Source organism: Planococcus glaciei, assembly GCF_900099655.1.
GTDB classification, from domain to species: Bacteria; Bacillota; Bacilli; order Bacillales_A; family Planococcaceae; genus Planococcus; species Planococcus glaciei.
In genome coordinates this window covers 446502-470021 of sequence record NZ_FNDC01000001.1, presented here as the reverse complement: position 1 = coordinate 470021, position 23520 = coordinate 446502, and the positions used below count along the sequence as shown (strand labels likewise).

Here is a 23520-nt window from a genome sequence, read left to right as displayed (position 1 = left end):
GTTCCGCAAGCAGATGGAGGATTTGAGATGAAACAATATTTGCGCCAGCTTCCGCCGGTACATGAACTACAAAAAGACAAACGCTTTACGGAATTCCTAAACGAGTTTCGGCTGACTGCTGAACAGGCGACAAGGTTCATCCAGCAGGAACTCCGCGATTTGCGCGAAGAGGTTTTGAGCGGCCAGTTGGCTTTTGCGCCTTCTGTTGAAAACTTCACCAATGTCATCTTCGGAAATGCCTCCCAAAAAGCACGGAAGTGGAACGATGACCGCTTGATGCGGGTCATTAACGCCACCGGAACGGTCCTGCACACAAATCTGGGGCGTTCGCGGCTGAGTGAGCGGGCTGTCGCCCATGTCACCAAGGCGGCACGCAATTATTCGAATTTGGAGTATCAGATTGAAGAAGGCAAGCGCGGCTCCCGCCACGACATCATTGAAGATTTGCTGAGGGAAGTGACCGGGGCTGAAGCAGCGATGGTAGTCAACAATAACGCTGCGGCAGTGTTTTTGATATTGAGCGCGCTCGCGAAAAACAAAGAAGTGGTGGTGTCGCGGGGCCAACTCGTTGAAATCGGCGGCTCTTTCCGGATTTCGTCGATCATGGAAGAAAGCGGTGCGCGTCTGGTGGAAGTGGGAACGACCAATAAAACGCATTTGGCCGATTACGAAAACGCCCTGACGGAAGAAACTGCCATGATGATGAAGGTCCACACCAGCAACTTTCTGATCACGGGCTTCACCGAAACAGTGGATACCGCTGTACTAGCTGAGTTGAAACGGCGCCACGCCGGAATCGTGTTTTATGAAGATTTGGGAAGCGGTGCGCTTTACGACTTCAAAAAATACGGCATCGGCGACGAACCGCTCGTGCAGGAAGTCATTGCTGCAGGTGCCGACCTTGTGTCTTTCAGCGGCGACAAGCTGCTTGGCGGACCGCAGGCCGGCATCATCGCGGGGAAAAAAGAACTGATCGACCGGCTGAAAAAGCATCAGCTGGCGCGGGTGCTGCGCGTCGACAAACTGACCTTTGCGGCACTCGAAGAAACCTTGAAAGCTTATGTTATCGGCGAAGCGGCAGCAATGGAATTGCCGACGGTCCGGGACGTCATCCGGACGCCTGAAGAAATCCGTCTCCAGGCAGAAGCCTTTATTGCCGAGATGGAAGCAAAAACATCCGCTTACCGCCTGTATTTAAAAGAAAGCACCTCCCAGGTCGGCGGCGGTACGATGCCAGGCGTGGAACTGCCGACATTCATGGCGGCCGTCTCGCATATTCAGTTGTCGGCCCAGGAGCTGGCTGCAAAACTGCGGGATTGCCGGCCGGCTATCATTTCCCGGATCCAGGACGAACGGGTTTGCCTCGACTTCCGTACCATCGAAGAGCCGGAACTGGCGGAGATGGTGGAGGGGTTTATGGCGATCGAGCAGAAAAACAAAGCCGGATATTGAAAAAAAGGCTGTCCAATAAGTCGGATAATAGACTTATTGGACAGCCACTTGCTTCTAAATAAAGGTGTGGTAATGCTATTGCTCCTGTTTCTGTCCCTGTCCCTGTATCGCTGTGCTAGCTTCGGGACATGAAAAACCGTTGCATCGCTGCGCTAGCTTCGTCGCAAAGGAATTGTCCCAAAAGTAATTTGGGACAATTCCTTTTTTAATGCTGTTTTTACTTCGAACCGCTGCTTTTCAGCCCTTCCTGTACCGCCCAGCGATGGTGTTCATGGAAAAGGCGTTCTTTGGCCTCGCGGACCGGCAGCCATTTCAGGTGATGGTCTTCTTCGATCGGCTCCTGCACTTTATCGCCGATTGCGGCAAGATAGAAAGAGCCGTCGTTTATGGCGGGGCCGTTCTGGCTGGACCGGTAAACTTGCTGCGCGTGCCCGATATAAGGTCCGACAACCACTTCATGGCCCGTCTCCTCGAGCATTTCACGTTTCAGGCATTCTTCGGGGGATTCGTTTTCTTCCAGACCGCCGCCCGGCAGGAAAACCGGTCCGCGCGTCAACTGCACAATGGCCAGTTTGTCTTTCTGTTCATTGAAAATGACCGCGTAAACGCCTTTTCTTACAGGGTATTCGATGCCTTCGGTTTGTTCGCCGAATTTCATTGTCTCCATTAGAATTCTCCTTTAATAAATACCGAATAGTAGTATTAGCTCATTATAAGGGATTAAAGATCCTTTTCAAAAACAAATATTCATATTTGAAGCGGTAGAATTTGGTGACTTGTACAGTCCGAAAGTGTTGCTGGTATAAGATAAAAAAATTCCTGCTGGAAGAGAATGAAAGATGAAAAAAGGGGGGATACAGCTGCTTATGGGCAGCCTAGTATTGTTGAAATCTTAGAGTGGTTGCAACTCATGAAGGATTGGTTGTAACTCAGGAAAGATTGGTAGCAACTCAAGGCAGCTTTGTCACAATTCGCCACACATCGGCCGCAGCTCAGAAGCCTATTCAATAATTTCAAGCGATTTACACGAAATGCTTCAACTCCTGAGTTCGAGAAGCTATACTGTAGCCAAGAGGCAGGATGCTGCAGAAAAGAGGGAATGCAGTGAAAAAACAAGTAGTGGTAATTGGGCTGGGCCGATTCGGCACCAGTGTATGCAAAGAGCTTTACCGGCTGGGCCATGAAGTGCTGGCCATTGACACCAACGTTGACCGGGTAGACTATTTGCGGGATTATTCCTCCCATGCCGTTGTGGCCAATGCGACCGACGAAAGCGAATTGAAATCGCTCGGCGTCCGGAATTTCGACCACGCCATCGTGGCGATCGGAGACAACCTGCAGGCAAGTGTATTGTGTACACTGATGCTGAAAGAAATCGGCATCGCGAAAGTCTGGGTCAAAGCGCGGGACCTGCAGCACCAGAAGATTTTGGAGAAAGTGGGCGCGGACAAAGTGATTCAGCCCGAAAACGAAATGGGCATCCGGGTGGCGCAGCATATGCACTCTGATAAAATCATCGATTACATCGATTTGTCCAACGAATACAGCATCATTGAACTGGTGGCATCCGCGAAAGTGGCGGATAAAACGCTGAACCAGTTGAACTTCCGTGAAAAATACAAATGCATCGTACTGGCGATCAAGCGGCAGGAAGAAGTGGATATCGCACCGCTTCCAAATGACCAGCTGCAGCTTGGCGACATCCTGATTGTCATGGGACACCGGAATGACTTGAAACGGCTGGAAGACCGAGGCATCTGAAGCAAAAAAGCCGCCGCTCCTTAAAAAAAGAGCGGCGGCTTTTTTGTATGCTTAGACATTTGGAGGTTCCCGGCCTTCTGCAAAAGCCTTCAAGTTTTCGAGGCTCAATCCAAAACCGTCCATGTTGACTGTTACCCGGCTGCCGGCATTTTCCGGCCGCACATCAAAAATAAAGTGAAGCTCGTCTTCGTCAGCCATATAGGAAAAGCGGCTGTATGGCACAACTTCCGTAATCGTAAAACTCATGTCGACATGTTCGCCTTCTTCGAGTTGATTGTGTTCACTTGGCATCAAGGTAAAGAGGGCTTTGCAGCCGGCTTCCAGCTCCGGAATCCGCCAAACCGAACCCGGTGCATACCAGGCAGAGAAATTGTCCTCATTGGTCAGCGCATGCCAGACCGTTTCAGGGTCGGCGTCAATATAAATCGAACGGTCTTCGTTGTCCATTCCATCAGCCTCCTCATTTTCTTTTATCGTATGAAATGAGCGGGGAATAGACAAGTGCATAATGAAAAAAACTTGGAGTTTTGGAACCGATGGACGGATGGCTGCCATATCCCTATAATTTGGGTAAGCAGAAGGACGCGGTTTGGAGGGGATCGGATGAAAATCATCATTGCACCGGATTCGTTTAAAGGAAGTTTAAGTGCCGTCGAGGCAGCGGCAGCGATTGGCAAAGGAGTCCACAAAGCTTTTTCGGATGTTGAAACGGTACTGCTTCCGATCGGGGATGGCGGCGAAGGGACCATGGAAACCTTAGTGGCGGCGACCGGGGGGGAATTAAAGCAGCTGAGCGTAACCGGGCCTCTCGGAAATACGGTAGAGGCGGCTTACGGCGTGTTGGGGGACGGAAAAACCTGCGCCATTGAAATGGCTGCAGCATCCGGACTGCATTTGGTGCCGGATGGAAAACTCGCTCCGCTGAAAACCACGACGTTCGGCACCGGCGAATTGATTCGCCAGGCGCTCGATGACGGCTTTTCCTCATTCATCGTCGGGCTTGGCGGTTCGGCAACCAATGATGGAGGCGCCGGCATGCTTCAAGCTTTGGGGTTGCGGATTTACGATAACGTCGGCCAGGAAATCGGCCCGGGCGGCGGCGAATTGCAGAAAGTCAGCGGACTGGATTTCACAAATTTTGATGAACGGATCAGCCGGAGCCGTTTCGTCATTGCTTCGGATGTGGAAAATCCGCTGATTGGGCCAGATGGGGCTTCCCATGTTTTCGGTCCCCAAAAAGGCGCTTCACCGGAAGACGTGGAGTTGTTGGACCGCAACCTGACGAACTGGGCAGACCGGATTTTAGAAGCAACCGGCCTGGAATTGCATAACCGGCCAGGTGCAGGGGCAGCGGGAGGAACCGGCGGTGCTTTTCAAGCTTTTTTTCCGGCTGAACTGAAACGCGGCATCGATGTGGTCCTGGATTACATCGGTCTCGACGGTCATTTGCAGGAAGCCGATCTGGTCATAACGGGCGAAGGAAAAGTGGACCACCAGACGGCATTCGGAAAAACAGCTCTCGGGGTCGCGCAGCGGGCGAACCGCAGCAATGTGCCGACGATTATTCTCGCCGGCTCCGTTGGAAAAGGCACCGATGTCCTGCACGAACACGGCGTTGTCAGCATTCACAGCATCATCAACTCACCCATGGCGCTCCAGGAAGCGATGCAAAACGCGGCGGAGTTGCTGGAAGAAAGCGCTGAACAAATTGTGCGCACGTATTTCCACCGATACACAATGTAAAGAAGGCTTTCCGGATTGATTTCCCGGAGAGCCTTCTTTTGCTCTGCGCTTTGCCCTTGTGAGAGAGTGCCTGGCATCGTCATAATGAGTCAATAAGATATTTGGTATACAATTATTAAAATTCAGATATTTATATTGACCTATTTATCCTTTCTATCTATACTAATTTTAAAGATGGTATACCATTCAAAAGAAGAACAGGAGCGAATCCATGATTCCCATCACTGAAGTAAAGAAGAACTCCGTTTATGATTATTTATACAACGCCATCCGTACGGGGGACATAAAAGCGGGGCAGACGCTGACGGAAAGGGACTTGGCGGATAAAATCGGCGTCAGCCGGACACCGGTCCGGGAAGCCATCCGGAAGCTGGAAGAGCAGGGGCTTGTGACACATGTGCCGCATAAAGGGGTGAAAGTCGTCACGCTGACGGTCGAAAAAGTAAAGCAGCTGTATGAAGTGAGGGAGCTGCTTGAAGGATTGGCGGCACGGACGCTTTCGCAAATCCAGACGCCTGAAATCATGGAAGAATTGGAGGGCTACGTTGCGCGGGCGGAAAAAGAAGCGGTCGCCAACAACATCAAGGAGTTGTCTGAAATCAATTCGGAATTTCACTTGACGGTGGCGCGGCTGTCCGAGAACTTCTATTTGGAAGCAATCATGACGATGCTGCAAACGCAAATCAGCCTGATGATGGCGACATCGCTGTCGCACGCGGGGCGTCCGCTTGAAAATATCGAAGAACACAAGATGATGATCAGCGCAATCCAATCGGGGGATGGGGATTTTGCGGAAAGTACAGCGAGGTTCCATGTACGGAAAGCAAAAGAAAATGCGCTTAAAAAAATAGCAGAGGGTGGAAACGGATGATGGAAACCAAAACATTGGTGCAAAATGTAATGAAGACAAAAATGAGCGGCATTCCGGAAGAAGTAAAGCTCCACGGCAAACGAAGTTTGTTCAACTGGATGGGGGTCGCCATCGGCGCATCGCAGCATCCATCGGTCGATATGGTGCTTGGCCTGAAAGAAGACATCAACTCCGCGGAACAAGTGTCGATTTTCGGCCGTACGGAAAAAGTGGATCTGTTGCTCGGCAGTTTGATTAACGGCATGTCTTCGCATATTTTCGATTACGACGATACGCATCTCGACACGATCCACCATCCAAGCGGTCCGGTTGCGCCGGTCGTATTGGCGCTCGCTGAGAAACTCAATTTGACAGGCGAGCAGGTGCTGCATGCATTTATCCTCGGCTGTGAAGCGGAGCTGCGCATAGCCAATGCTGTTTATCCAAGCCATTACCATCTTGGCTACCACATCACGAGTTCAACAGGAGTTTTTGGAGCAGCCGTCGCAGCGGGCATCTTGCTTGAACTCGACGAGGAGCAGATGATATGGGCGCTCGGAATCGCCGGGACGCAGTCGTTTGGCCTTCGTGAAATGTTCGGGACGATGACGAAACCGTTCCATCCGGGGAAAGCGGCGCAGAACGGCCTGATGGCGGCGCTGCTCGCCAAAAAGAACTTCACGAGTTCAACGGAAGTATTGGAAGCAAAGCGCGGATTTGCCAATGTGCTGGCACCTGAACACGATTTGTCAAAAGTGAACGTCAATTGGGGCAACCAGTGGGAATTGCTGAAGAATGCGTTCAAACCCTACGCATGCGGCATAGTTTTGCATCCGTCGATCGATGCGTGCATTGCACTCGGCAAGCAGGTGAAGGCGGAAGACGTGGAGCGCATTGAGCTGGCGGTGAATCCGTATGTCCTGGAATTGACCGGCAAACCGACGCCGCCGACTGGCCTTGCAGGCAAATTCAGCATTTACCACACAGGCGCCGTGGCGTTCTTGGAAGGCGATGCCGCTGAGGCGCAGTATGCAGACGGCAAAGTCACCGACCCGGCAGTTGTTGAATTCCGCTCGAAAATTTCACCGAAAGTCGACGCCAGCGTCAAGGAAGAAGAAGTCTATGCCACGGCATTCCTGAAAGATGGAAGCACAGTCGAGCATGTCGTGAAACACGCGACCGGGTCCATCGAAAATCCGATGACCGATGAAGACTTGGCCCGGAAATTCAATAACCTGACCCACCCAATTATCGGTGCGGAACAGGCGAACAAACTGCGGACAGCAATGTACACGATTGACGAAAAGAGAGATTTAGGCGAATTGATCGAATTGACAAAAGCCTATTTAGAAAAAGTGATCAACTAGAGCAACAGAAAGAGCCTTTATTCGCTAAGGCTCTTTCTGTCGTTTATTGGGAAAAGAAGCTTTTCGAGAGCCATTGCAGCTGCATTTTCCAGTAGCCATTTACCCCGAAAAATAGGATGATAAGAGCAATAAATGCAGAAAGAGGAGGGCATCAGATGAAAAGCGAGAAAGAGAAGATGCTGAAAGGTGAACTTTACGACGCGGCGGATCCGGAACTGCAGGAAGAACGCCTGCACGCGCGGCGTCTGACTCGGCTGTTCAACCAGTCGCTCGAAGCAGACATGGACCGGCGAACCGCCTTGTTGAAAGAACTGTTCGGCTCGACGGGAGAGGTTTTGGTAGTCGAACCGGCATTCCGCTGTGATTACGGCTACAACATCCATGTCGGGGAAAACTTCTACGCCAATTTTGACTGCGTTTTTCTGGACGTCAGTGAAATTCGGATTGGTGCAAACTGCCTGATGGGGCCGGGCGTCCACATCTACACAGCGACGCATCCCTTGAATGCCAAAGAACGGATTGCCGGACCGGAAGCCGGGAGACCTGTCCGAATCGGAGACAATGTCTGGATTGGCGGGCGGGCTGTCATCAATCCAGGCATCACCATCGGCGACAACGCAGTCATCGCTTCCGGTGCAGTCGTCAACAAAGACGTTCCAGCCAATGCCTTCGTTGGCGGCAATCCGATCAGAACCATCAAACAGCTAGAAGAATAAGAAAGCTGACAGGAAAAAGCCGGGCATCCATTGAGATGTCCGGCTTTTCCTCGTTAATTTTCAGCTTGGATTGCTTCCCACTCGGGGCGCAAAATGCCCATGACGATAACGTCAAAGCGTTTGCCGTCACGGTATACCATCGAACGTTTGCGGCCTTCAATTTGAAAGCCGACTTTTTCATAGGCACGGATGCCGCCTCCATTATACTCAATCACTTCAAGGCCGACGCGGTCCAGGTTCAGTTCATGAAATGCGTAGCGAAGGATCAGCTTCAGGGCATCCGTTCCGAAGCCTTTGCTGCGATCTTCTGCATTGCCGATGCCGATCGCCAGCAAACCCGCACGGTTATTCCACTCGATGGAATGGATGACGATAAAGCCGATCAAGCGGTCCTCGTCAATTGTCCGCAACCGGAAATATACTTCATGGGGATTCGGTGCTCCTTCGCTGGCGAGCTGTTCCTGCGTGCGGGGAAGTGCGAACTCGGTATCGATATTCCGCAGGTAATCGGAATCTTCTCCCCACCTCAGCATCAATTCTGTATCTTCTTCACGCGGCTGGGAAAGCTTTAGCTTTTCCCCGGTAAACAGGTTTGGAATAATATTTGTCATGTTTTTCTCCTCAATATTTTTAATCGGTGAACACTTCATTTTTCGAATACGCCTCTGTTTTCCGCAATAACCCCAACCCCTTAATCCATCTTCATTTCATCATAGAATTTATAGAGAAAGAAGACAATATAAATAAATAATTTTCAAATAATTTGGAAGCGCTTTAAAGGCGATAAGCTAAAGCTTTAGAGAAATCAGAAGTATAAAAATGTTGGATAAATAATCAAATAATTTAAAATGTTTGGTTGACTTCTTAATTTCCTAGTACTATGATTGGATTTAAATTTAATAATCTTATCCAGAGAAGCCGAGGGACTGGCCCGTTGACGCTTCAGCAACCTCTGACATTTGTCAGAAAGGTGCTAATTCCAGCAAGAATTTTTCTTGGGAGATAAGAGAGCGGAATCGTCCATTAACGCAGCCCTCTTTTCTCGTATGCAGAGAAAAGAGGGCTTTTTATATGTTCCAATAAAACGAAGCCGCAGCAATTCCAAAACAAAAAATGAGGAGGAATAATATGACGAAGAAACGGATTTACTTGAACGCATTTGAAATGGTATGTGCAGGAGGCCACCAGTCCCCGGGCTTATGGCGGCATGAAGACGACCGCTCCCATACGTACAAAGACAGCGAGTACTGGATCGAGCTTGCGAAGCTGTTGGAAAAAGGGAAGTTCGACGCGATCTTTTTGGCCGACGTATTGGGTACATACGATGTTTACGAGGGTTCACGTGACGCCGCTCTCCGCAACGCGGTCCAGACGCCGGTCAATGACCCCTTGCTCGTCGTGCCGCTCATGTCTTCAGCAACCAAACATTTGAGTTTCGGCGTGACGGCTTCGGTCAGTCACGAACATCCTTATACATTTGCGCGGCGCATGTCGACGCTTGACCATTTGACGAAAGGGCGGGTCGGCTGGAACGTCGTCACATCCTACCTGAAAAGTGCGGCCCTCAATATCGGCCAAGAAGACCAGATGAGCCACGACCAGCGCTATGACTACGCAGCGGAATATTTGGAAGTCTGCTACAAGCTGTGGGAAGGAAGCTGGGAAGACGGGGCAGTGGTCCGCGATAAAGAAGCGCAAGTCTACACCGACCCGTCAAAAGTCCATGACATCCGCCACGAAGGGGAATATTTCAAAGTGCCGGGCGCGCATTTATCGGAGCCTTCGCCGCAGCGCACCCCTGTTTTGTTCCAGGCAGGCGCTTCGCCGCGCGGCCGTGAATTTGCATCCAAGCATGCGGAATCCGTCTTCACAGCCGGTCCGACCGTCCAAGTGGTGAAAAAAGGTATCGATGCACTGCGTGAACGAATCGTGGCTAACGGAAGAGACCCGGAAGATGTCATCGTCTACACGACGTTCACCGCCATTGTCGGCAAGACAGAAGAAGAAGCGCAGGCCAAATACGAAGAACTGAAAAACTATGTCAGCTACGAAGGCGCACTTGCCTTGCTTGGCGGCTGGACGGGCATCGATTTTTCGGGCTATGATCCCGACGATACCTTGGAATACATCCAAAGCAACGCGATGCAGTCGGCTGTTGAAGTGTTCACACGGGCGGATCCGGACCGCAAATGGACCATCCGGGAACTCGCCACGTTTGTCGGAATCGGCGGACGGGGGCCGGTAGCGGTCGGAACACCGGAACAGATTGCCGACGAAGTTGAAAATTGGGTGGAACAAACAGGCGCAGACGGTTTGAACCTTGCCTATACGCTGGCACCGGGAAGCTTCGTGGACTTTGTGGAACTGGTAGTTCCCGTCCTGCAGGAGCGCGGGCTCGTCCAAAAAGAATATGTAGAAGGAACGTACCGCGAGAAAATCTACGGCCAAGGCCAAAGCAAACTGAAAGAATCGCACCCTGGCGCAGGCTATAAGCAATTGAACGAACCGGTGAAAAACTGAAGGGGGAATGGAATGATGACAGCTTACTGGATCGGCGTCGCGGTTTTCTGGATTGCGGGACTGGCGTTATGGAATAAAATCTATCCGAAACGGAAAGGAGAGGATGGCAATGCGTGAAGACACAACATGGCTTTTGCCGTTTATCATCGTGATGCTGATCGGCTACTTTGCCTGGACCACATGGCTTGGCCGAAAAGGAGCAGTCCATAGCGGTTCGATGAAAGGCTTCGCCCTTGCCAAAGGAAAAATCAGCCCGGCCATTGTCGGCTTAAGCTTTGGCACTTCCTATGCCAGCGCAAATCTATTTCTCGGCGTTCCGGGCTGGGCTTATACATACGGATTGTCGACGCTCTGGTACACGATCGGCTGCTTTGGCGTCACGTGGCTCGGTCTCCTGTTGTTCACTAAAACTTTCTGGCGCTACGGCCAGAAAAACGGCGGCAGCCTGACGCTTCCGCAGTGGCTCGGGAACCGCTACAAAAGCAAAACTTTGCAAGTGCTCGTAGCGCTCCTGGTGCTGTTCAACATTTACTACATTGTCGGGCAGAACGTCGGACTGGCGACAATGTTTGAAACGGTCATCGGCATTCCGTATATGTGGGGCATTGCCATCGGCGTCGGCATCACGATTGTCTACGTGAGCCTCGGCGGCGCGTTTGCCCAGATTGTCAGTGACGGCATACAAGGTACGGCAATGGCATTGGTCTCGATTCTGCTGTTCGTGTCGCTCCTCTGGACCATCGGCGGCGGCTGGAATGTCTTCGGCACGCTCCATACGGAACTTCGGGCAATCGATCCGGCGCTGGTGGCGCCGCTTTCGACCGGCGGCCCGTTCTATAGCGGCTTTGCCATCTTGAGCATCCAGTGGTTGCTGTTTTCATTCGTGCTGCTGCCGCATTTGATGAACAAAGTGCTGACGGTCGAAAAAGAAGAAGACTTGCGGACGTTCACCTTAACGGCCGGCGTCTCGCTGTTTGTCCTTTCCGTCTTTTCCGTATTTGCAGGCCTTGCCGCACGCGTCATTCTGCCGGGCCTCGCTTCAGCGGACAGCGCCATTCCTGCGTATATCCTGGAAGCTTTCCCGGTGGTCATCGTCGCTTTGATGGTGATGGGCCTGATTTCCGCCATCCTGTCGACGACCGACAGCCTGTATCTTGGCATCACCAACAGCATCGGCAATGATTTGTTTAAAGTGCTCGCGGTTCCGGTGCTGTACAAAAACAAAAACCTAACAGAACAGGAACTTGACGGCAAAGTGCTGAAAGCGTCGAAAGTCTCCCTGATTTTTATCGGCCTGGTGTCGCTGTACATGTCATTCAGCCGGCCGGAATCCCTGGCGCTGTTGACCAATTTCGGCACGTCGGCCATCATCAGCGGAATCGTGGCGCCGATCGGCCTCGGCTATTTCTGGAAGCATGCCAATAAATCGGGCGCCATCGCCTCTGTCTTGAGCGGAGCAGGCTGTTATATGTTCCTGACGGGTTCCGGTACGGTCGAACACGTTTTCCAGGCCATGTTCTTCAGCTCTGCGCTCGGTTTCTTCTCGATGATTTCCGTGAGCTTGCTGGCAGAAGCGGCTAAAAAACGCGAAAAAACCGCGCAGCAGGCTGTTTAAAATAAAAACAAGGAACTCCCGGGTAAAAGAGAGTTCCTTGTTTTAGTTAAAATGCGTACTGGAATAGCCCGTAATACAAAGGCCCCAGCAGGATGACAGTCGAGACCGCCATGAAAATCGTGCCGGCCGCGCCGGTTGCCGCTTCCGGTTCTTCGGCTTCAAACTGGCTTTTTAATTTAAACGCAAAAAGGACATCCCAAAGCAGGGCGCCGAAAAAGACGATTTTCCACACAAGCGGATCGAGGATCTGGTTGTTGGTCACAAACCCGAACAACCCGATCCACGTTACAATGGAAACGGCCAAATCAAATTTGACCGGAAAAGCTGCCTTGCGGCTATGCAAGAGAAAACCGATTGTCGTTGTGCCGAGTAATGCTGCATAAATAAACCAAAGTGTTTGTTCCATAAGTCATTTCCTTCTATTTGAGACTTCTTTCATTATAAGAGAATTGCGTAGGGAAGAAAACCATTTTAGCCATTTCATTTGTGTAACAGCGAACTGCCGCTTTTTCAGCAAAGGAAAATAAAGCGTGACCAATCTTTCAATTCTCCGTTATAATCCAACTAGGGGTGTTGAAATGGCAAACAAAAGCCACGGCCTGAAAAACGGCTGGACATTGATTATCGACAAATCATTTAAACTTTTTTCAAATGCCAATTCCTACGTCATTCTGGACGACGAGAACGACACCGTCATGCACTTCTCCGTCAGCGATTCGGAATTTGAAGTGTTCTCAGCGAACTGGGGGCTTAATTACAAAGTGATCCTGGGCTTTAAAACGATTAAAATATTGAATTTACCTGAAGAGGATTAAACTGAAATAATGAAGCTTTCCAGCTGACCGGAAAGCTTTTTTTTATTTATTTAATTTATTTTTAAAAAAAGTGATCTAAAACTGATCCTTGCCCCGTTTAGTAGTCAGAACAAAATTAAACAGGAAAAAGGAGATGTTTTAGATGAAACTGAACAAATTATTGGTGGCACTTCCATTAACGCTTTCTTTACTGGTACCGACGGCTGCACTGGCGGACGGGCACGGCGCGCATTCTTCAAACGAAGCTTCCATGGAAAGCGGCACAGCAACACCGGCTGCTGAACTTCGCATTGCACTAGACACGGTTTTAACGGAACATGCCTTTTTAGCAGTTGAAGCGATGAGAAAAGGTGTGGACGGAGCGGAAGATTTTGATCAGGCATCCGGCGCGCTGTTGGCAAACGCAGATGATTTGAAAGCGGCAGTTGCTTCTGTTTACGGCGAAGAAGGGGCGGCGCAGTTTGATGAAATCTGGAAGTCGCATATCGGCTACTTTGTTGATTATGTAACGGCAACGGCTAAAGAAGACCAGGCTGGAAAAGACAAAGCGCTGGCCGACTTGGAAGAATACAAGAAAACTCAATCCGAATTCTTTGATACAGCAACAGAAGGCCGATTGCCGGCAGCTGCAGTACAGGAAGGCTTGGACATGCACGTCGACCAGCTAGTCAAAGCGTTTGACGCTTACGTTGCAGGAGACTTTGAAACAGCTTATGGGTTGGAGCGCGAATCCATCCATCACATGAGCATGTTCGCGGAAACACTTTCCATTGCAATTACGGACCAATTCCCGGAGAAATTCGATAACACAAACCCGGACACACCGGCTGTTGACCTTCGTGCCCAGTTGAACATGACATTTACGGAACATGCTGGACTGGCAGCGATGGCGATGCAGGACGGCGCTGATGGCGCAGAAAGCTTCGACCAGGCATCTGCGGCTTTGATTGCCAATGCGGATGACTTATCAGCAGCAGTGGCTTCTGTCTACGGCGAAGAAGCCGGCGCACAGTTTTCGGAAATCTGGAAATCGCATATCGGCTATTTCGTGGATTACGTAGTGGCGACAGGTGAAGGCAATGCAGAAGGCCAGGAAAAGGCGAAAGCCGACTTGGACGAGTACATTAAAGAACAAGCAGCCCTATTGGACGCGGCAACTGAAGGACGAGTGCCGGCCGATGCGTTGGAAGAAGGCTTGACTGCACACGTGGACCAATTATTGGTGGCGTTCGATTCTTACGCAGCGGGTGATTACGATACAGCTTACAACTCGATCCGCGAAGCGTACGCGCATATGACAATGCCGGCGGCTGGATTATCGGCAGCGATTGTCGATCAGTTCCCGGATCAGTTCGGTGAAGCGGCAATGCCGTCAGAAATGCCAAAAACCGGCATGGGCGGAACAGCCGAAGAATCGTCAATGCCATTCATGTGGATCCTTGGCGGGCTGATGCTTGCTGGCTTGGCAACAACCATCGGGCTTCGTGCACGCAAACAAAACTAATTGAAGAATGTGAAAAGCTAGCCGCAAATGGCTAGCTTTTTTGCTGTTGAAATCGCTGCGCTCACAGATGTTTGATTGTACAACTCGGTTTTAGGCGATTTTCGAAAATATGCTCAGCAATGAAAGAAATATGCTCAACGATGAAAGAAATACGCTCGGATAACGTTAAAATACGCTTTAGAGGAAGCCAGGCATCCCATAATATAAAAAAAGCTGTCTCCCGGTGATGAAAATGCCGGGAGACAGCGGGCATGCGTATTATTTGGAAAGGTTCAAGGCTTTTTTGGATACGAAGAAATCTGTTCCGTTATAGACGGTTACCCCATCAAGTGTCTTTGTGTAAGACTTTTTGTTTTGTGTTACGTGAGCAATGTTTTTATTGACCGGCAATTCGATTTTAATCTTCGCTTTTTCGGCGATGAACACCGGATTGTTCGCATCGGTTACATCAATGCGGGTTGTATAGCCTTTGCTTTCGAAAGACTCACGGGCATTGACAAACAGTTTGTCCGAAACTTTTTCAAGGTCAAACTTCATGAATCCGGCCATCGCTTTGGCGATGTCCGTGTTATCGACCAGACCATTTGGTTTAGAAGGGCCGTAAGCGTATAGGAAGACATCTTCCCCGGTGTGCCCGCCGGTCGAATAGCCGATGTTCGCGCGGTTCGCCAACATTTTGGTCATATCGCTCTGTAAGGTTTTGGATGCTTTTAATTTGTTGAGCTCGTCTGAAGACAAGTTATCAAGGCCGTATAGCGCTGCCACTTCTTTCATATTCGAGCGGTCGGATTTAAGCTGCTTCAATGCGCCTTCAACCGTCATCGTCGCTTTTTTCAGTGGGTCGATATATGTTGAAACCGGAATTTCCGGGTAATTGGCGTTTGTATTGACGTTCCCCATCGTAATCCCGCTGTTTCCGTGGTCGCTGACTGCAATTACCATTGTATTGCCGTCTTTCTTCGCAAATTCAACTGCTTCTTTTACGGCATCATCAAAAGCCAGCACATCGCTGAGGATCCCGACTGTATCATTTGCATGTGCTGCCCAGTCGACTTTGCTTCCTTCAACAAACATGAAGAAGCCGTCTTTATCTTTGGAAAGCGTATCGATTCCCTTTTTGGTCATTTCTGCAAGGGAAGGTTCGCTGTTTTCTGTTGCCTTTCGGTCGAAATCATAGGCAAGAGCAGAAGGAGCGAATGCACCCCACAATTTGTCAGAGTTTGAACTTAAAAGGTCTTCTCTCGATTCAACGAAATCGTAGCCGTTTTCGTTGATCACATCGATCAGGTTTTCACCGTCCACGCGTGCGTTTTTCGTAGACCCTGGAGCAAGTGATTCTTTCCCGCCGCCAAGCACGACGTCAATCCCTTGATATACCTGCTGCTCCGCAATGTCTTGGTAGTTGCTGCGGTGAAGGGCATGGGAAGAAAAGCCTGCCGGTGTTGCATGCTGAATTTCGGAAGTCGAGATAATCCCTGTGGATTTCCCGGATAATTTAGCACCTTCCAGTACGTTGGCAATGGGTTTGTATGTATCTTCCGGATCGATCGGGTCGACTCCAGGCGTATTTACGAGTTTAGGAAGAAGGCCAACAACCTTGTCGTTGGATTTGTTGCCAGTCGCCAAAGCCGTTGCTGCCGGCGCGGAATCGGTAATGGCAGATTCTGCTGAATGGGTGCGCATGCCGCCTACCAGGATTTCATCCATGGCCAGGTCTCCGCCTTTGTACCATCTTGCGAGATTCGTGGCGCCCGCGCTTGTTCCATCCATCACCATCATGATGACGTTGGTTGGCTCATTTTTCTTGTCCTTTGCTTCGGTCAAATTAGCGTTTGTTGCAAGTCCTAAAGAAGAAATGGCAACAGCAGCGGCGATTGAAATTCCAGCTGCCTTCTTTTTCAAATTGCGATTCATGTTCTTGTCCTCCTCTAACATAATGTAAGCCTGGGAAATCTGCTCCCTATCAGTGTAGAGGGGGAATGTTTCAGCGGTATGAATTTCTTGAAAAAATCTTGTAAAATCATGTAAATTTCTAGCGGAACTTAACCGCTTATTCTTTAGTATAAATTATGGCGTTTTATCAACTTTTCCTCAATTTCAAAGAATATGGCTCATTTCAGTGATAGAATGGGATGAATTTAATTTAACGGACAGAAAGGAGAGAAATTTTCGATGAAATTAAAACTGCTCCTTCTTTTATTGATTTCTGCTGTTGTCATTTCGGGCTGTGGTACGGAGAAAATGAGCGAACCCACCACATTGCTGAATCAGGACAAGCAAGAAGTGGCGTTCCCGCAAGAAAAGCCTGTTCTTTTCTTCTTTATCACGACTTACACCTGAAGCCACTGCCAACAGCAACTGGTTCAGTTGCACTCAAACTTGGACGTGTTAGAGGGCTTGGATGTAAACACGTATATTATCAGCGGCGATACGCCTGAACAACAATTGGAACTGTATACCGCCTTGAAGAACGAATACGGGGAAAGCCTTCCGTTCGTATCGGATCCGGATTTGGAAATTGTGGATTTGCTCAATATGAAAAATGGAGACGTTCCGTACAGAGGATATGGCATGCTGGATACTGAAGGCAATGTCGTGTTCAATGAAGCGAACGACCGGTGGGGCGAGGAATTGCCTGAAACAATGGAAAAAATCAAGAAAGAATACAACGACTTGCTTAACAACTAACAAGAAGCGCGAAAACCGCAGAATTTCTGCGGTTTTTTATCATGCTTCAAAGTCCCTCGGCACAAACAGGACATGAAAAAGCCGGTCGTTGAGACCGGCTTTTAAAAAACAGTTTAAATTTTTCGCTTAAGCTAATGCAGCGGCCATCCGATTGATTCCGTCTGCTAGTACAGCCCGCGGACAAGCTACATTCAGGCGCAAGTACCCGAGGCCGGCTTCCCCGTATTTGCTGCCGGGTTCCAAAGCGACTTTCCCGGTGCCGAGCAATTTCTCCATAATGTCAGCTTCGGATAACCCCAATGCCCGGTAATCGATCCACAGCAAATAAGTGGCTTCTGGCTTTACTGCTCGAAGGGCGGGGATTTTCTGCGCCAATTCCTGGATCGCAAAGTCCATATTATCCGAAATCACCTGCAGCACCTGCTCCAGCCAAGGCTCGCTTTCGTTATAGGCAGCGGTCAACGCGACTGGGGCAAAAGCATTCAGTATGCCGGTTCCATGAGCCAGGGCATGCTTTTCCAGCTTGGCGCGTTTCTCTTGATCCGTGGCCACGATCATCGCGACTTGGATGCCGGCTAAGTTAAAGGTTTTCGTAGGTGACAGGCAAGTGAAGATCCGTCCGCTTTCTTCGCCGGCAATTTTCGCCAAGGGAATATGGCGGTTGGAGCCAAGGATCAAGTCGCCATGGATTTCATCCGAAATAATCAGGACATCGTGCTTGGTGCACAGCCGGATGATTTCCTGCAGTTCTTCCTGTGTCCATACACGGCCGCCGGGATTGTGCGGATTGCAGAAAATGAAAAGAGCGGCACTCTGCAGCTTTTCCTCGAAATCCTCAAAATCGATTGTGTAGTGGCCATCTTGCTCCAGCAATGCGGAATACAAAACTTCCCTGTCCTGATTTTCGGCAAGCTGGAAAAATGGCGGATAAACAGGCGGAGTGACCAGAATTTTGTCGTGTTTTTCCGTGAACGTTTCAATGATTGATGCAATCGCCGGAATGATGCCGTGATGGAACATCATCCAATCCGGTTCGATTTTCCAGTCATTTCGCTTGGCTTGCCAATTGATCACGGCAGTCCGGCACCCTTCGCACATGATGGAGTAGCCAAAAATGGAATGCTCAACCCGGTCATGCAAAGCTTTCAGGACCGGCGGCGGAGCAGGAAAATCCATATCCGCTATCCACATCGGCAAGATGCCGGAAGCATCCTCCACTTTGTAGATGTCTGCTATCGCATCCCATTTGACGGACCGGCTATTTTTCCGGTCGTAGATCTCCTCAAAAGAATTCATCGTTACAACCCCTTTATGCATTCAATTATTTCTAATTCCAAACTGCTGGATAAGCAAGCAGGGACAATAACACCGATGCAAAGATTAGTTTACTAAGGGTAGCATAGCCCGATGCCGGGAATCTTTCAAGCTGTCGTTCAGCCTATATTAACTTTCTCAGCTCTTGCATATTCAAGTCGGGAAAGCATGCCTTTCATATTATCCCGTAATTTTTAAAAAACGGTTCTTTAAGAATGCAATGACCTGGGCAATCAAAATTGCTCCCCCTAGTATAAATGTGAAAAAAGGATAGCTAAATGGAAAAAGGAAGAGCGGAAACGAATGCCAGGCGTCTGTATAATAGCCAATCATAGCCGGATACATGGCGCTGTAGTTAATCAGCTCGGTCTGAAAACCATCGCGTTCTGTAAATAGAAAATCTTCTTTTTCGATGGAGCCATCTGGGGAAATTGTATAAGTGCGAAATGCCAATTCTTCATCAGATACGTAGCCGATATGGTCTCCGTTTTCGTTTTCGACAATATGCTGCCGGGACATATTCAAAAAAATAACCAGTTTTTCGAGGTTCTTTTCCCGGACGAGAAAGTGGACAATATGGCTGCTGTACTGTCCTCTCTCTGCATAATCTGCTCTCACCGCATAGTTTGGCAGTTCGACGGCAATCTCTTCATTAATTGCCAATTGAATATCAGCTGCCAGAAAAGATTCGCCCCAAGGATCCTGGTAAGAGTCGGTCACATTATCATGGGAGACAGAAACATCCGTGCCATGCCAGGAGTAGTTGCCGGACAAGTACGCTGGACTTTCAATCTGAAACTGCCGCTCCATTGAAGCCATATGGAATTTTTCAAGAACCATTTTGGCAGCAAGCGGAGCAGACAAAACCACTAATAAAAGAGCGAAAATCGCTAATGCGAACTTTCTTTTCAAAAGAAACTCTCCTGTCTTGTTAGATGTCCTTATAGATTAACATAAATTTCCTGTTATACACTGGACAGTAAAATAAAAAAGCCGGACCATTTGCTTTTTCAAGCAAATGGTCCGGCACTATTAAATGAAACTCAGTTATTGAACGGCTTCCGCTTTTTCCGATTCGTTCAAATCAACATCGACGGAAGTGATGAAATAGCGTTTGCCATCGGTATTTTGAATGGCTACTTTTTTGCGGTCAAATAGGGAAACCGTTTCGATTTTCTTGATCTCGCCTGTTTCGAGATCTTCTTCATAAACGCGGTAGCCGATAATCGCATCATCCCGCACCGCATGCCATGAAAGATTGGAAGAAGTGGCCGTCACTTGCGACGGCGGAGCAGGGAGCTTTTCGGCAGTAGCGGAGTCCGAAACAAGCTCCGCCGTGACGACCAGCCGCTCTTCGTGCGAACCGATCGAACGGTTGAAATCCCCGGTGCATGTAATCAGGTTGATCATGCGCGCATCCGATTTTCCGAAAATCTTTTCAATTGGTGCCTCATCGGTTTCGTAGCTCTTGATAGCGGTGATGTTGAACACCATCTTTCGCCCATCGGCGTCCGTTAACACCACTTTTTCGCCTTTTTTCACTTTCTTTAAGTCATAGAAAATAGCTGGGCCGGTCAAGCTGTCGACATGTCCTGCAAATACAGAATGGCCCTTCGCGCCGGGTTTATATCCCGGTTCAAACCAGCCGACCTGATCCACATTTTCCGGCACGCCCATTTCGCCGTTATCCAAAACGCCCGTCGGTTCAATGGCCGCTTTCACGTCAATTGAAGGGATATCAATGGAAACGGGTTCCATGCCCTTGGTGCTTTCGAGGCGGCTTTGCTGCAAGGCTTTCAGTTTTTCCCGTTGTTCAGGAAAGACCGGAAATTCAGCAATTTTATCGACAGCCGGCTCTTCTTTTGTTTCTGCCGCCAAGCCACTCGCGGTTTCTTCCGAGGGGCTGGCTGTTTTATTTAAAAGAGAATCCTCTGCTAAAGGGTTCAGCAGGAAAAACAGGGCGCCGCATAAGAAAACGGCGATGCCCATGGTCACAAAAGGCTTCATTTTCAGCTCTCCTTCCAAACGGGAATAGAGAGAGCGAATCGCTCTCTCATCCACTTAAGATTGTTTGCTTTGACGATACGTAACAGTTCCAGCAATAGCTAAGATCAAGCTGCTCAATACAACCCACAGCATCATGGTATTGGACTCTTCAGCAGTGCCGCCAAAGCCGGTTTTTGGCATTTTTTCCGGTGCTGCCGTTTGGAAGTTGTCCGGGAACTGATCAACAACCGCTGCACTCAAGCCTTTTCCGATATCAAACATGATAGCGTAGCCGGCACGGTAAGACTCGTAGGAAGCATCGTAGTCACCGGCTGCATACTGATTGAACGTGTCGGCAACTGATTGTTCGTGAGCTGTTATTCCGGCAACTGTGCCGTCTTTTGGCATACGGTTTTCCGTAGCTGTGCTCAGAAATGTTCCTAATGATTCAGCAAAGTCACCGGTCAAAGCTGTTGTCGCCTGGTCCACAGCCGATTGGTCTTTTGAAGCCGCGGCTGCCGCTAATTCGCTTTGGATGGAAATGTGTTCATTGTCCCAAATCTGGACGAATTGTGTACCCGCTTCTTCGCCGTAAAGAGATGCAATGGCTGCACGGAATTCTTCAGTGTTCTGGTCTTGTGCCCAATCGGCAAAGTCGAAGTCTTCGGCTCCGTTAAAGCCTTTTGCCATGCTGAGCTGTGCCAAGGCAAAATGTTCAGCGGCGATGCGGTTCACAGTTGAGCGGAAATCACCGGCTGCTGTGTTCGGATCGGTAAATTTGTCCGGGAATTGCGCTGCAATTGCGCCGCTGATGGCACTGCCAGCGCCGAAGATTTGCTTAGAGCCGGCCAGGTAAGATGTATAAGCCGCTTCGTATTCGCCGGCTGCGTATAGGTCGAATGTATCCTGGACGAAATCTTCGTGCTCACGAAGTGCAGCTTGGGCTGCTTGTTCCGGCAGTTTGCCTTCGGTTGCAGTAGCAAGGAATGCCGCCATGTCTTCAGTAAATGCCTGGATCTGATCGAGTGATTGCTGCTCCATGTCTTTGTTGCCGTCTTTTACGGCCATCGCGTAGTCATCGGTTCCAAGGTTGTGCTTATTGAAAATGTCCCCGAAAGCCGCTCCGCCTTCTTCGCCGTATACCGATGCAATGACCGGTTCCATGTCTTTCGCATTGGCTTCAAGCGCTGCGGAAGCTGCTTCAGCAGCAGGGTCTCCGTCATAGATTTTCATCATCGAGTCGACTGCAAGCACATAGTGTTCAGATAGCAGGGAATCGAGTGCTGTGCGAAGCTCCACGCCTGTTGTGTCTGTTTTCGGCATTTCATCCGCGAATGCGGTTGTGCCCATTCCGGGAATCAGCAAAGCTGCCCCTAGTACCGGTGCTAAAATTTTTCTCCATTTCATAAAACCACTCCTCGTTTTTAATTTCTTACACACCTAACGGGGCGGTTTTGGGTTTAGATCACTTTTTATGAAAATAAAATAACAAAGAGCGAAACGGAAACCATCAAGACACCGTCTACTTCATTTAATAGAGGCTAAAAGGAAATGGGGAATGCCGATATGAAAAGATTACTAATCGCCGTGCTGTTCCTCTCCATGTTTTTATTGCCGGCACACAGCCAGGCGTTATCCTGTGAAGAACCGCCGCCTCCAGAGATTGCTTACGATGAATACGACGCGGTCATAATCGGCACCGTAGAAAAAATTAGCGAAAGCATGAGTGCAAAAACAATGACGGTAAGGGTTGAAAAAAGCTTTAAAGGCGTCGACCGGGAAATCATCACTGTAAAAGAAGATTTGACCTGGGGGCAAAGCCAGCTTCACTCGAGTCTATTGTTTTTCCTTAATAAAGAAGGAGAGAACTGGGTGCATCCACTTTGTTCACCGACGACCGCCGATACCGACTTGGCCGATGCAGTGTTTGCCGACAAAGAGGAGCTTGCTTTACAAAGTGCTGAAAACAACCCAACCGGCTGGCAGTTGGCCATTCTTTTGGGCGCCATTCTTGCTGTTTCTGCAGGGGCTCTCCAGAAAATCAGAAGATAAGCCAGTCCATGCCATATTGTTTGGACATTACAAATGGGAACAAAAGAAGGGGCTGTCCAATAAGTCGAGTAATAGACTTATTGGACAGCCCCTTGCTTCTAAAAAAGGTGTGGTAATACTATTGCTCCTTGCATCCTGTTTTTTTGAACTGATAAGGGTTCACCAAATCAGTCCGTTTTTGGGCCAGTGGCACCTTTCAAAAACCGGACCAATTCTTCGTTGAATTTATCGGGCTCGTCGCCATTGATGCCGTGGCCGCTGTCTGCAAAAGGCACCAAGTAAGCATTAGGGATTTGCCGTTCCAATTCTTCTCCCAGTTCATAAGGGCAGATCTGGTCTTTCTGTCCGTGGAAAATGGCAGTCGGCAGGGAAATGCCGGCCAGTTCATCTCGCAAGTCTTCATCCCGCAGGGCAATGGCGGAATGGATGGTCGAATGCGCCGCTGCTTCAAGGCCAAGCTGCTGGAACCACTTTAGAAATTCCTCCGACTTTTCCTGCTCGAAGAACATATCGGCAAATTGGGCCAGAAAAGCAGGGCGGTCTTTTTGGATCTGGGCGATGATGTCATCCACTTCAGCCGGCTGCATACCGATATTGAAATCGTCCCGCTGCGTGAAGAGTGGAGCTGCTGCACCCATCAGCAATAATTTGTCCACGCCTTTGGTGCCGTATTTGGTTAAATACCGGATGGCAATCGGTCCGCCCATGGAAAAGCCGGCCAGCACAATCTGTTCAAGGCCGAGATGGTCGACGACCGCTTTCACATCCGCCGCTTGCGTAGTGTAGTCGTAGCCTGACCACGGTTTATCCGATTTTCCGTATCCGCGCAGATCGATTCCGATGTAGCGGAATCCTGCCTGCACCACTTCGCTGATTTGCATTTCAAACGATTTGTTGTTCAATGGCCAGCCATGGATGAATACCACCGGTTGCCCAATCCCTACATCTTCTACGAATACCTTGACGCCGCTTTCCACTTCCACGTAATGTCCCAAATCTTTTCCTCCTTTAAGTATAAACAAACTGTCTACTCCTAATAGCTAGGATTCCCCTCTAACCACTTGTTAAACAATTCGAAAAAATAAAAAAGGCAATTGTATGGCGCAAGCGTATCAAGCAAAAGGTCTTTAATTGTCC

At 49.4% G+C, this 23520-nt stretch carries 22 protein-coding genes, 1 pseudogene and 1 riboswitch; of the genes and pseudogenes, 13 read left to right on the top strand and 10 right to left on the bottom strand.

Annotated elements, in window-relative coordinates:
- Positions 1–27 precede the first annotated feature (27 nt).
- A complete protein-coding gene (gene selA / locus BLQ32_RS02275) occupies positions 28–1452 on the top strand; it encodes an L-seryl-tRNA(Sec) selenium transferase (protein ID WP_053166532.1) in 1425 nt (474 codons plus the stop codon).
- 217 nt (positions 1453–1669) lie between these two features.
- Here the strand turns inward: selA and BLQ32_RS02270 are convergent, their stop codons facing one another.
- Positions 1670–2119, bottom strand: a complete 450-nt coding sequence (locus BLQ32_RS02270) for an NUDIX hydrolase (RefSeq protein WP_083335248.1) — start codon at positions 2117–2119, stop codon at positions 1670–1672.
- Between the two features lie 437 nt (positions 2120–2556).
- Between BLQ32_RS02270 and BLQ32_RS02265 the strand changes: the two genes are divergently transcribed.
- Positions 2557–3213, top strand: coding sequence for a potassium channel family protein (locus BLQ32_RS02265; RefSeq protein ID WP_036811979.1), 657 nt, complete (start codon positions 2557–2559; stop codon positions 3211–3213).
- A gap of 51 nt (positions 3214–3264) precedes the next feature.
- Here the strand turns inward: BLQ32_RS02265 and BLQ32_RS02260 are convergent, their stop codons facing one another.
- Positions 3265–3660, bottom strand: coding sequence for an SRPBCC family protein (locus BLQ32_RS02260; RefSeq protein WP_074508937.1), 396 nt, complete (start codon positions 3658–3660; stop codon positions 3265–3267).
- A 156-nt stretch (positions 3661–3816) separates the two neighbouring features.
- Between BLQ32_RS02260 and BLQ32_RS02255 the strand changes: the two genes are divergently transcribed.
- The 4 genes from BLQ32_RS02255 to BLQ32_RS02240 all read left to right on the top strand — a co-directional run bounded on the left by BLQ32_RS02255 (position 3817) and on the right by BLQ32_RS02240 (position 7889).
- The gene (locus tag BLQ32_RS02255) at positions 3817–4956 is read left to right on the top strand and encodes a glycerate kinase (RefSeq protein ID WP_074508936.1); all 1140 of its coding nucleotides are present in this window, start codon (positions 3817–3819) and stop codon (positions 4954–4956) included.
- 211 nt (positions 4957–5167) lie between these two features.
- Positions 5168–5827 carry a GntR family transcriptional regulator gene (locus BLQ32_RS02250; protein ID WP_074508935.1) on the top strand — a complete coding sequence of 220 codons (660 nt, stop codon included), beginning with the start codon at positions 5168–5170 and terminating at the stop codon, positions 5825–5827.
- Entirely contained in the window at positions 5824–7173 is a 1350-nt protein-coding gene (locus BLQ32_RS02245) for an MmgE/PrpD family protein (RefSeq protein ID WP_244890304.1), read from the top strand. Before BLQ32_RS02250 ends, BLQ32_RS02245 begins: the two co-directional genes overlap by 4 nt.
- A gap of 155 nt (positions 7174–7328) precedes the next feature.
- A complete protein-coding gene (locus BLQ32_RS02240) occupies positions 7329–7889 on the top strand; it encodes a maltose acetyltransferase domain-containing protein (protein ID WP_053166528.1) in 561 nt (186 codons plus the stop codon).
- Between the two features lie 53 nt (positions 7890–7942).
- On the opposite strand, the gene BLQ32_RS02235 is transcribed toward BLQ32_RS02240, so the two are convergent.
- Positions 7943–8500, bottom strand: coding sequence for a GNAT family N-acetyltransferase (locus BLQ32_RS02235; protein ID WP_074508934.1), 558 nt, complete (start codon positions 8498–8500; stop codon positions 7943–7945).
- A gap of 291 nt (positions 8501–8791) precedes the next feature.
- Positions 8792–8898, top strand: a riboswitch (SAM riboswitch).
- A gap of 119 nt (positions 8899–9017) precedes the next feature.
- Here BLQ32_RS02235 and BLQ32_RS02230 point away from each other — a divergent pair.
- Complete coding sequence (locus BLQ32_RS02230; RefSeq protein WP_074508933.1) at positions 9018–10409, top strand: LLM class flavin-dependent oxidoreductase; 1392 nt, start codon at positions 9018–9020, stop codon at positions 10407–10409.
- Between the two features lie 109 nt (positions 10410–10518).
- Positions 10519–12024, top strand: a complete 1506-nt coding sequence (locus tag BLQ32_RS02225) for a sodium:solute symporter family transporter (protein ID WP_074508932.1) — start codon at positions 10519–10521, stop codon at positions 12022–12024.
- 46 nt (positions 12025–12070) lie between these two features.
- On the opposite strand, the gene BLQ32_RS02220 is transcribed toward BLQ32_RS02225, so the two are convergent.
- Complete coding sequence (locus BLQ32_RS02220; RefSeq protein ID WP_051413912.1) at positions 12071–12430, bottom strand: hypothetical protein; 360 nt, start codon at positions 12428–12430, stop codon at positions 12071–12073.
- Positions 12431–12602: 172 nt separating this feature from the next.
- Here BLQ32_RS02220 and BLQ32_RS02215 point away from each other — a divergent pair, with 172 nt between their 5' ends.
- Positions 12603–12839, top strand: a complete 237-nt coding sequence (locus BLQ32_RS02215) for a hypothetical protein (protein WP_036811412.1) — start codon at positions 12603–12605, stop codon at positions 12837–12839.
- Between the two features lie 142 nt (positions 12840–12981).
- Entirely contained in the window at positions 12982–14343 is a 1362-nt protein-coding gene (locus BLQ32_RS02210) for a copper amine oxidase (RefSeq protein WP_074508931.1), read from the top strand.
- 258 nt (positions 14344–14601) lie between these two features.
- Here BLQ32_RS02210 and BLQ32_RS02205 read toward each other — a convergent pair whose 3' ends face one another.
- Positions 14602–16257: an alkaline phosphatase gene (locus tag BLQ32_RS02205; RefSeq protein ID WP_074508930.1), complete on the bottom strand. Its 1656-nt coding sequence runs from the start codon at positions 16255–16257 to the stop codon at positions 14602–14604.
- A gap of 258 nt (positions 16258–16515) precedes the next feature.
- Here BLQ32_RS02205 and BLQ32_RS19770 point away from each other — a divergent pair, with 258 nt between their 5' ends.
- Entirely contained in the window at positions 16516–16683 is a 168-nt protein-coding gene (locus BLQ32_RS19770) for a hypothetical protein (protein WP_175557057.1), read from the top strand.
- A gap of 15 nt (positions 16684–16698) precedes the next feature.
- Positions 16699–17031 (top strand): annotated as a pseudogene (locus tag BLQ32_RS02200) (hypothetical protein); the annotation flags it as partial.
- A 126-nt stretch (positions 17032–17157) separates the two neighbouring features.
- Here BLQ32_RS02200 and BLQ32_RS02195 read toward each other — a convergent pair.
- From BLQ32_RS02195 to BLQ32_RS02180, 4 genes are all read right to left on the bottom strand, one after another.
- Positions 17158–18327 carry a MalY/PatB family protein gene (locus BLQ32_RS02195; protein WP_074508928.1) on the bottom strand — a complete coding sequence of 390 codons (1170 nt, stop codon included), beginning with the start codon at positions 18325–18327 and terminating at the stop codon, positions 17158–17160.
- A gap of 198 nt (positions 18328–18525) precedes the next feature.
- Complete coding sequence (locus tag BLQ32_RS02190; RefSeq protein WP_074508927.1) at positions 18526–19257, bottom strand: hypothetical protein; 732 nt, start codon at positions 19255–19257, stop codon at positions 18526–18528.
- 135 nt (positions 19258–19392) lie between these two features.
- The gene (locus BLQ32_RS02185; RefSeq protein WP_074508926.1) at positions 19393–20352 is read right to left on the bottom strand and encodes a class F sortase; all 960 of its coding nucleotides are present in this window, start codon (positions 20350–20352) and stop codon (positions 19393–19395) included.
- Between the two features lie 54 nt (positions 20353–20406).
- Complete coding sequence (locus BLQ32_RS02180) at positions 20407–21738, bottom strand: hypothetical protein (RefSeq protein WP_036811430.1); 1332 nt, start codon at positions 21736–21738, stop codon at positions 20407–20409.
- Between the two features lie 159 nt (positions 21739–21897).
- On the opposite strand from BLQ32_RS02180, the gene BLQ32_RS02175 reads away from it, so the two are divergent.
- Positions 21898–22383, top strand: a complete 486-nt coding sequence (locus BLQ32_RS02175) for a hypothetical protein (RefSeq protein WP_131544308.1) — start codon at positions 21898–21900, stop codon at positions 22381–22383.
- A gap of 167 nt (positions 22384–22550) precedes the next feature.
- On the opposite strand, the gene BLQ32_RS02170 is transcribed toward BLQ32_RS02175, so the two are convergent.
- Entirely contained in the window at positions 22551–23378 is an 828-nt protein-coding gene (locus BLQ32_RS02170; RefSeq protein ID WP_074508925.1) for an alpha/beta fold hydrolase, read from the bottom strand.
- Positions 23379–23520: the final 142 nt, after the last annotated feature.

Bases quoted from the DNA above. Each gene is read 5' to 3' on its own strand.
- selA (WP_053166532.1), top strand. From the start codon at position 28: ATGAAACAATATTTGCGCCAGCTTCCGCCGGTACATGAACTACAAAAA.
- BLQ32_RS02270 (WP_083335248.1), bottom strand. From the start codon at position 2,119: ATGGAGACAATGAAATTCGGCGAACAAACCGAAGGCATCGAATACCCT.
- BLQ32_RS02260 (WP_074508937.1), bottom strand. From the start codon at position 3,660: ATGGACAACGAAGACCGTTCGATTTATATTGACGCCGACCCTGAAACG.
- BLQ32_RS02255 (WP_074508936.1), top strand. From the start codon at position 3,817: ATGAAAATCATCATTGCACCGGATTCGTTTAAAGGAAGTTTAAGTGCC.
- BLQ32_RS02250 (WP_074508935.1), top strand. From the start codon at position 5,168: ATGATTCCCATCACTGAAGTAAAGAAGAACTCCGTTTATGATTATTTA.
- BLQ32_RS02245 (WP_244890304.1), top strand. From the start codon at position 5,824: ATGATGGAAACCAAAACATTGGTGCAAAATGTAATGAAGACAAAAATG.
- BLQ32_RS02240 (WP_053166528.1), top strand. From the start codon at position 7,329: ATGAAAAGCGAGAAAGAGAAGATGCTGAAAGGTGAACTTTACGACGCG.
- BLQ32_RS02235 (WP_074508934.1), bottom strand. From the start codon at position 8,500: ATGACAAATATTATTCCAAACCTGTTTACCGGGGAAAAGCTAAAGCTT.
- BLQ32_RS02230 (WP_074508933.1), top strand. From the start codon at position 9,018: ATGACGAAGAAACGGATTTACTTGAACGCATTTGAAATGGTATGTGCA.
- BLQ32_RS02225 (WP_074508932.1), top strand. From the start codon at position 10,519: ATGCGTGAAGACACAACATGGCTTTTGCCGTTTATCATCGTGATGCTG.
- BLQ32_RS02220 (WP_051413912.1), bottom strand. From the start codon at position 12,430: ATGGAACAAACACTTTGGTTTATTTATGCAGCATTACTCGGCACAACG.
- BLQ32_RS02215 (WP_036811412.1), top strand. From the start codon at position 12,603: ATGGCAAACAAAAGCCACGGCCTGAAAAACGGCTGGACATTGATTATC.
- BLQ32_RS02210 (WP_074508931.1), top strand. From the start codon at position 12,982: ATGAAACTGAACAAATTATTGGTGGCACTTCCATTAACGCTTTCTTTA.
- BLQ32_RS02205 (WP_074508930.1), bottom strand. From the start codon at position 16,257: ATGAATCGCAATTTGAAAAAGAAGGCAGCTGGAATTTCAATCGCCGCT.
- BLQ32_RS19770 (WP_175557057.1), top strand. From the start codon at position 16,516: ATGAAATTAAAACTGCTCCTTCTTTTATTGATTTCTGCTGTTGTCATT.
- BLQ32_RS02195 (WP_074508928.1), bottom strand. From the start codon at position 18,327: ATGAATTCTTTTGAGGAGATCTACGACCGGAAAAATAGCCGGTCCGTC.
- BLQ32_RS02185 (WP_074508926.1), bottom strand. From the start codon at position 20,352: ATGAAGCCTTTTGTGACCATGGGCATCGCCGTTTTCTTATGCGGCGCC.
- BLQ32_RS02180 (WP_036811430.1), bottom strand. From the start codon at position 21,738: ATGAAATGGAGAAAAATTTTAGCACCGGTACTAGGGGCAGCTTTGCTG.
- BLQ32_RS02175 (WP_131544308.1), top strand. From the start codon at position 21,898: ATGAAAAGATTACTAATCGCCGTGCTGTTCCTCTCCATGTTTTTATTG.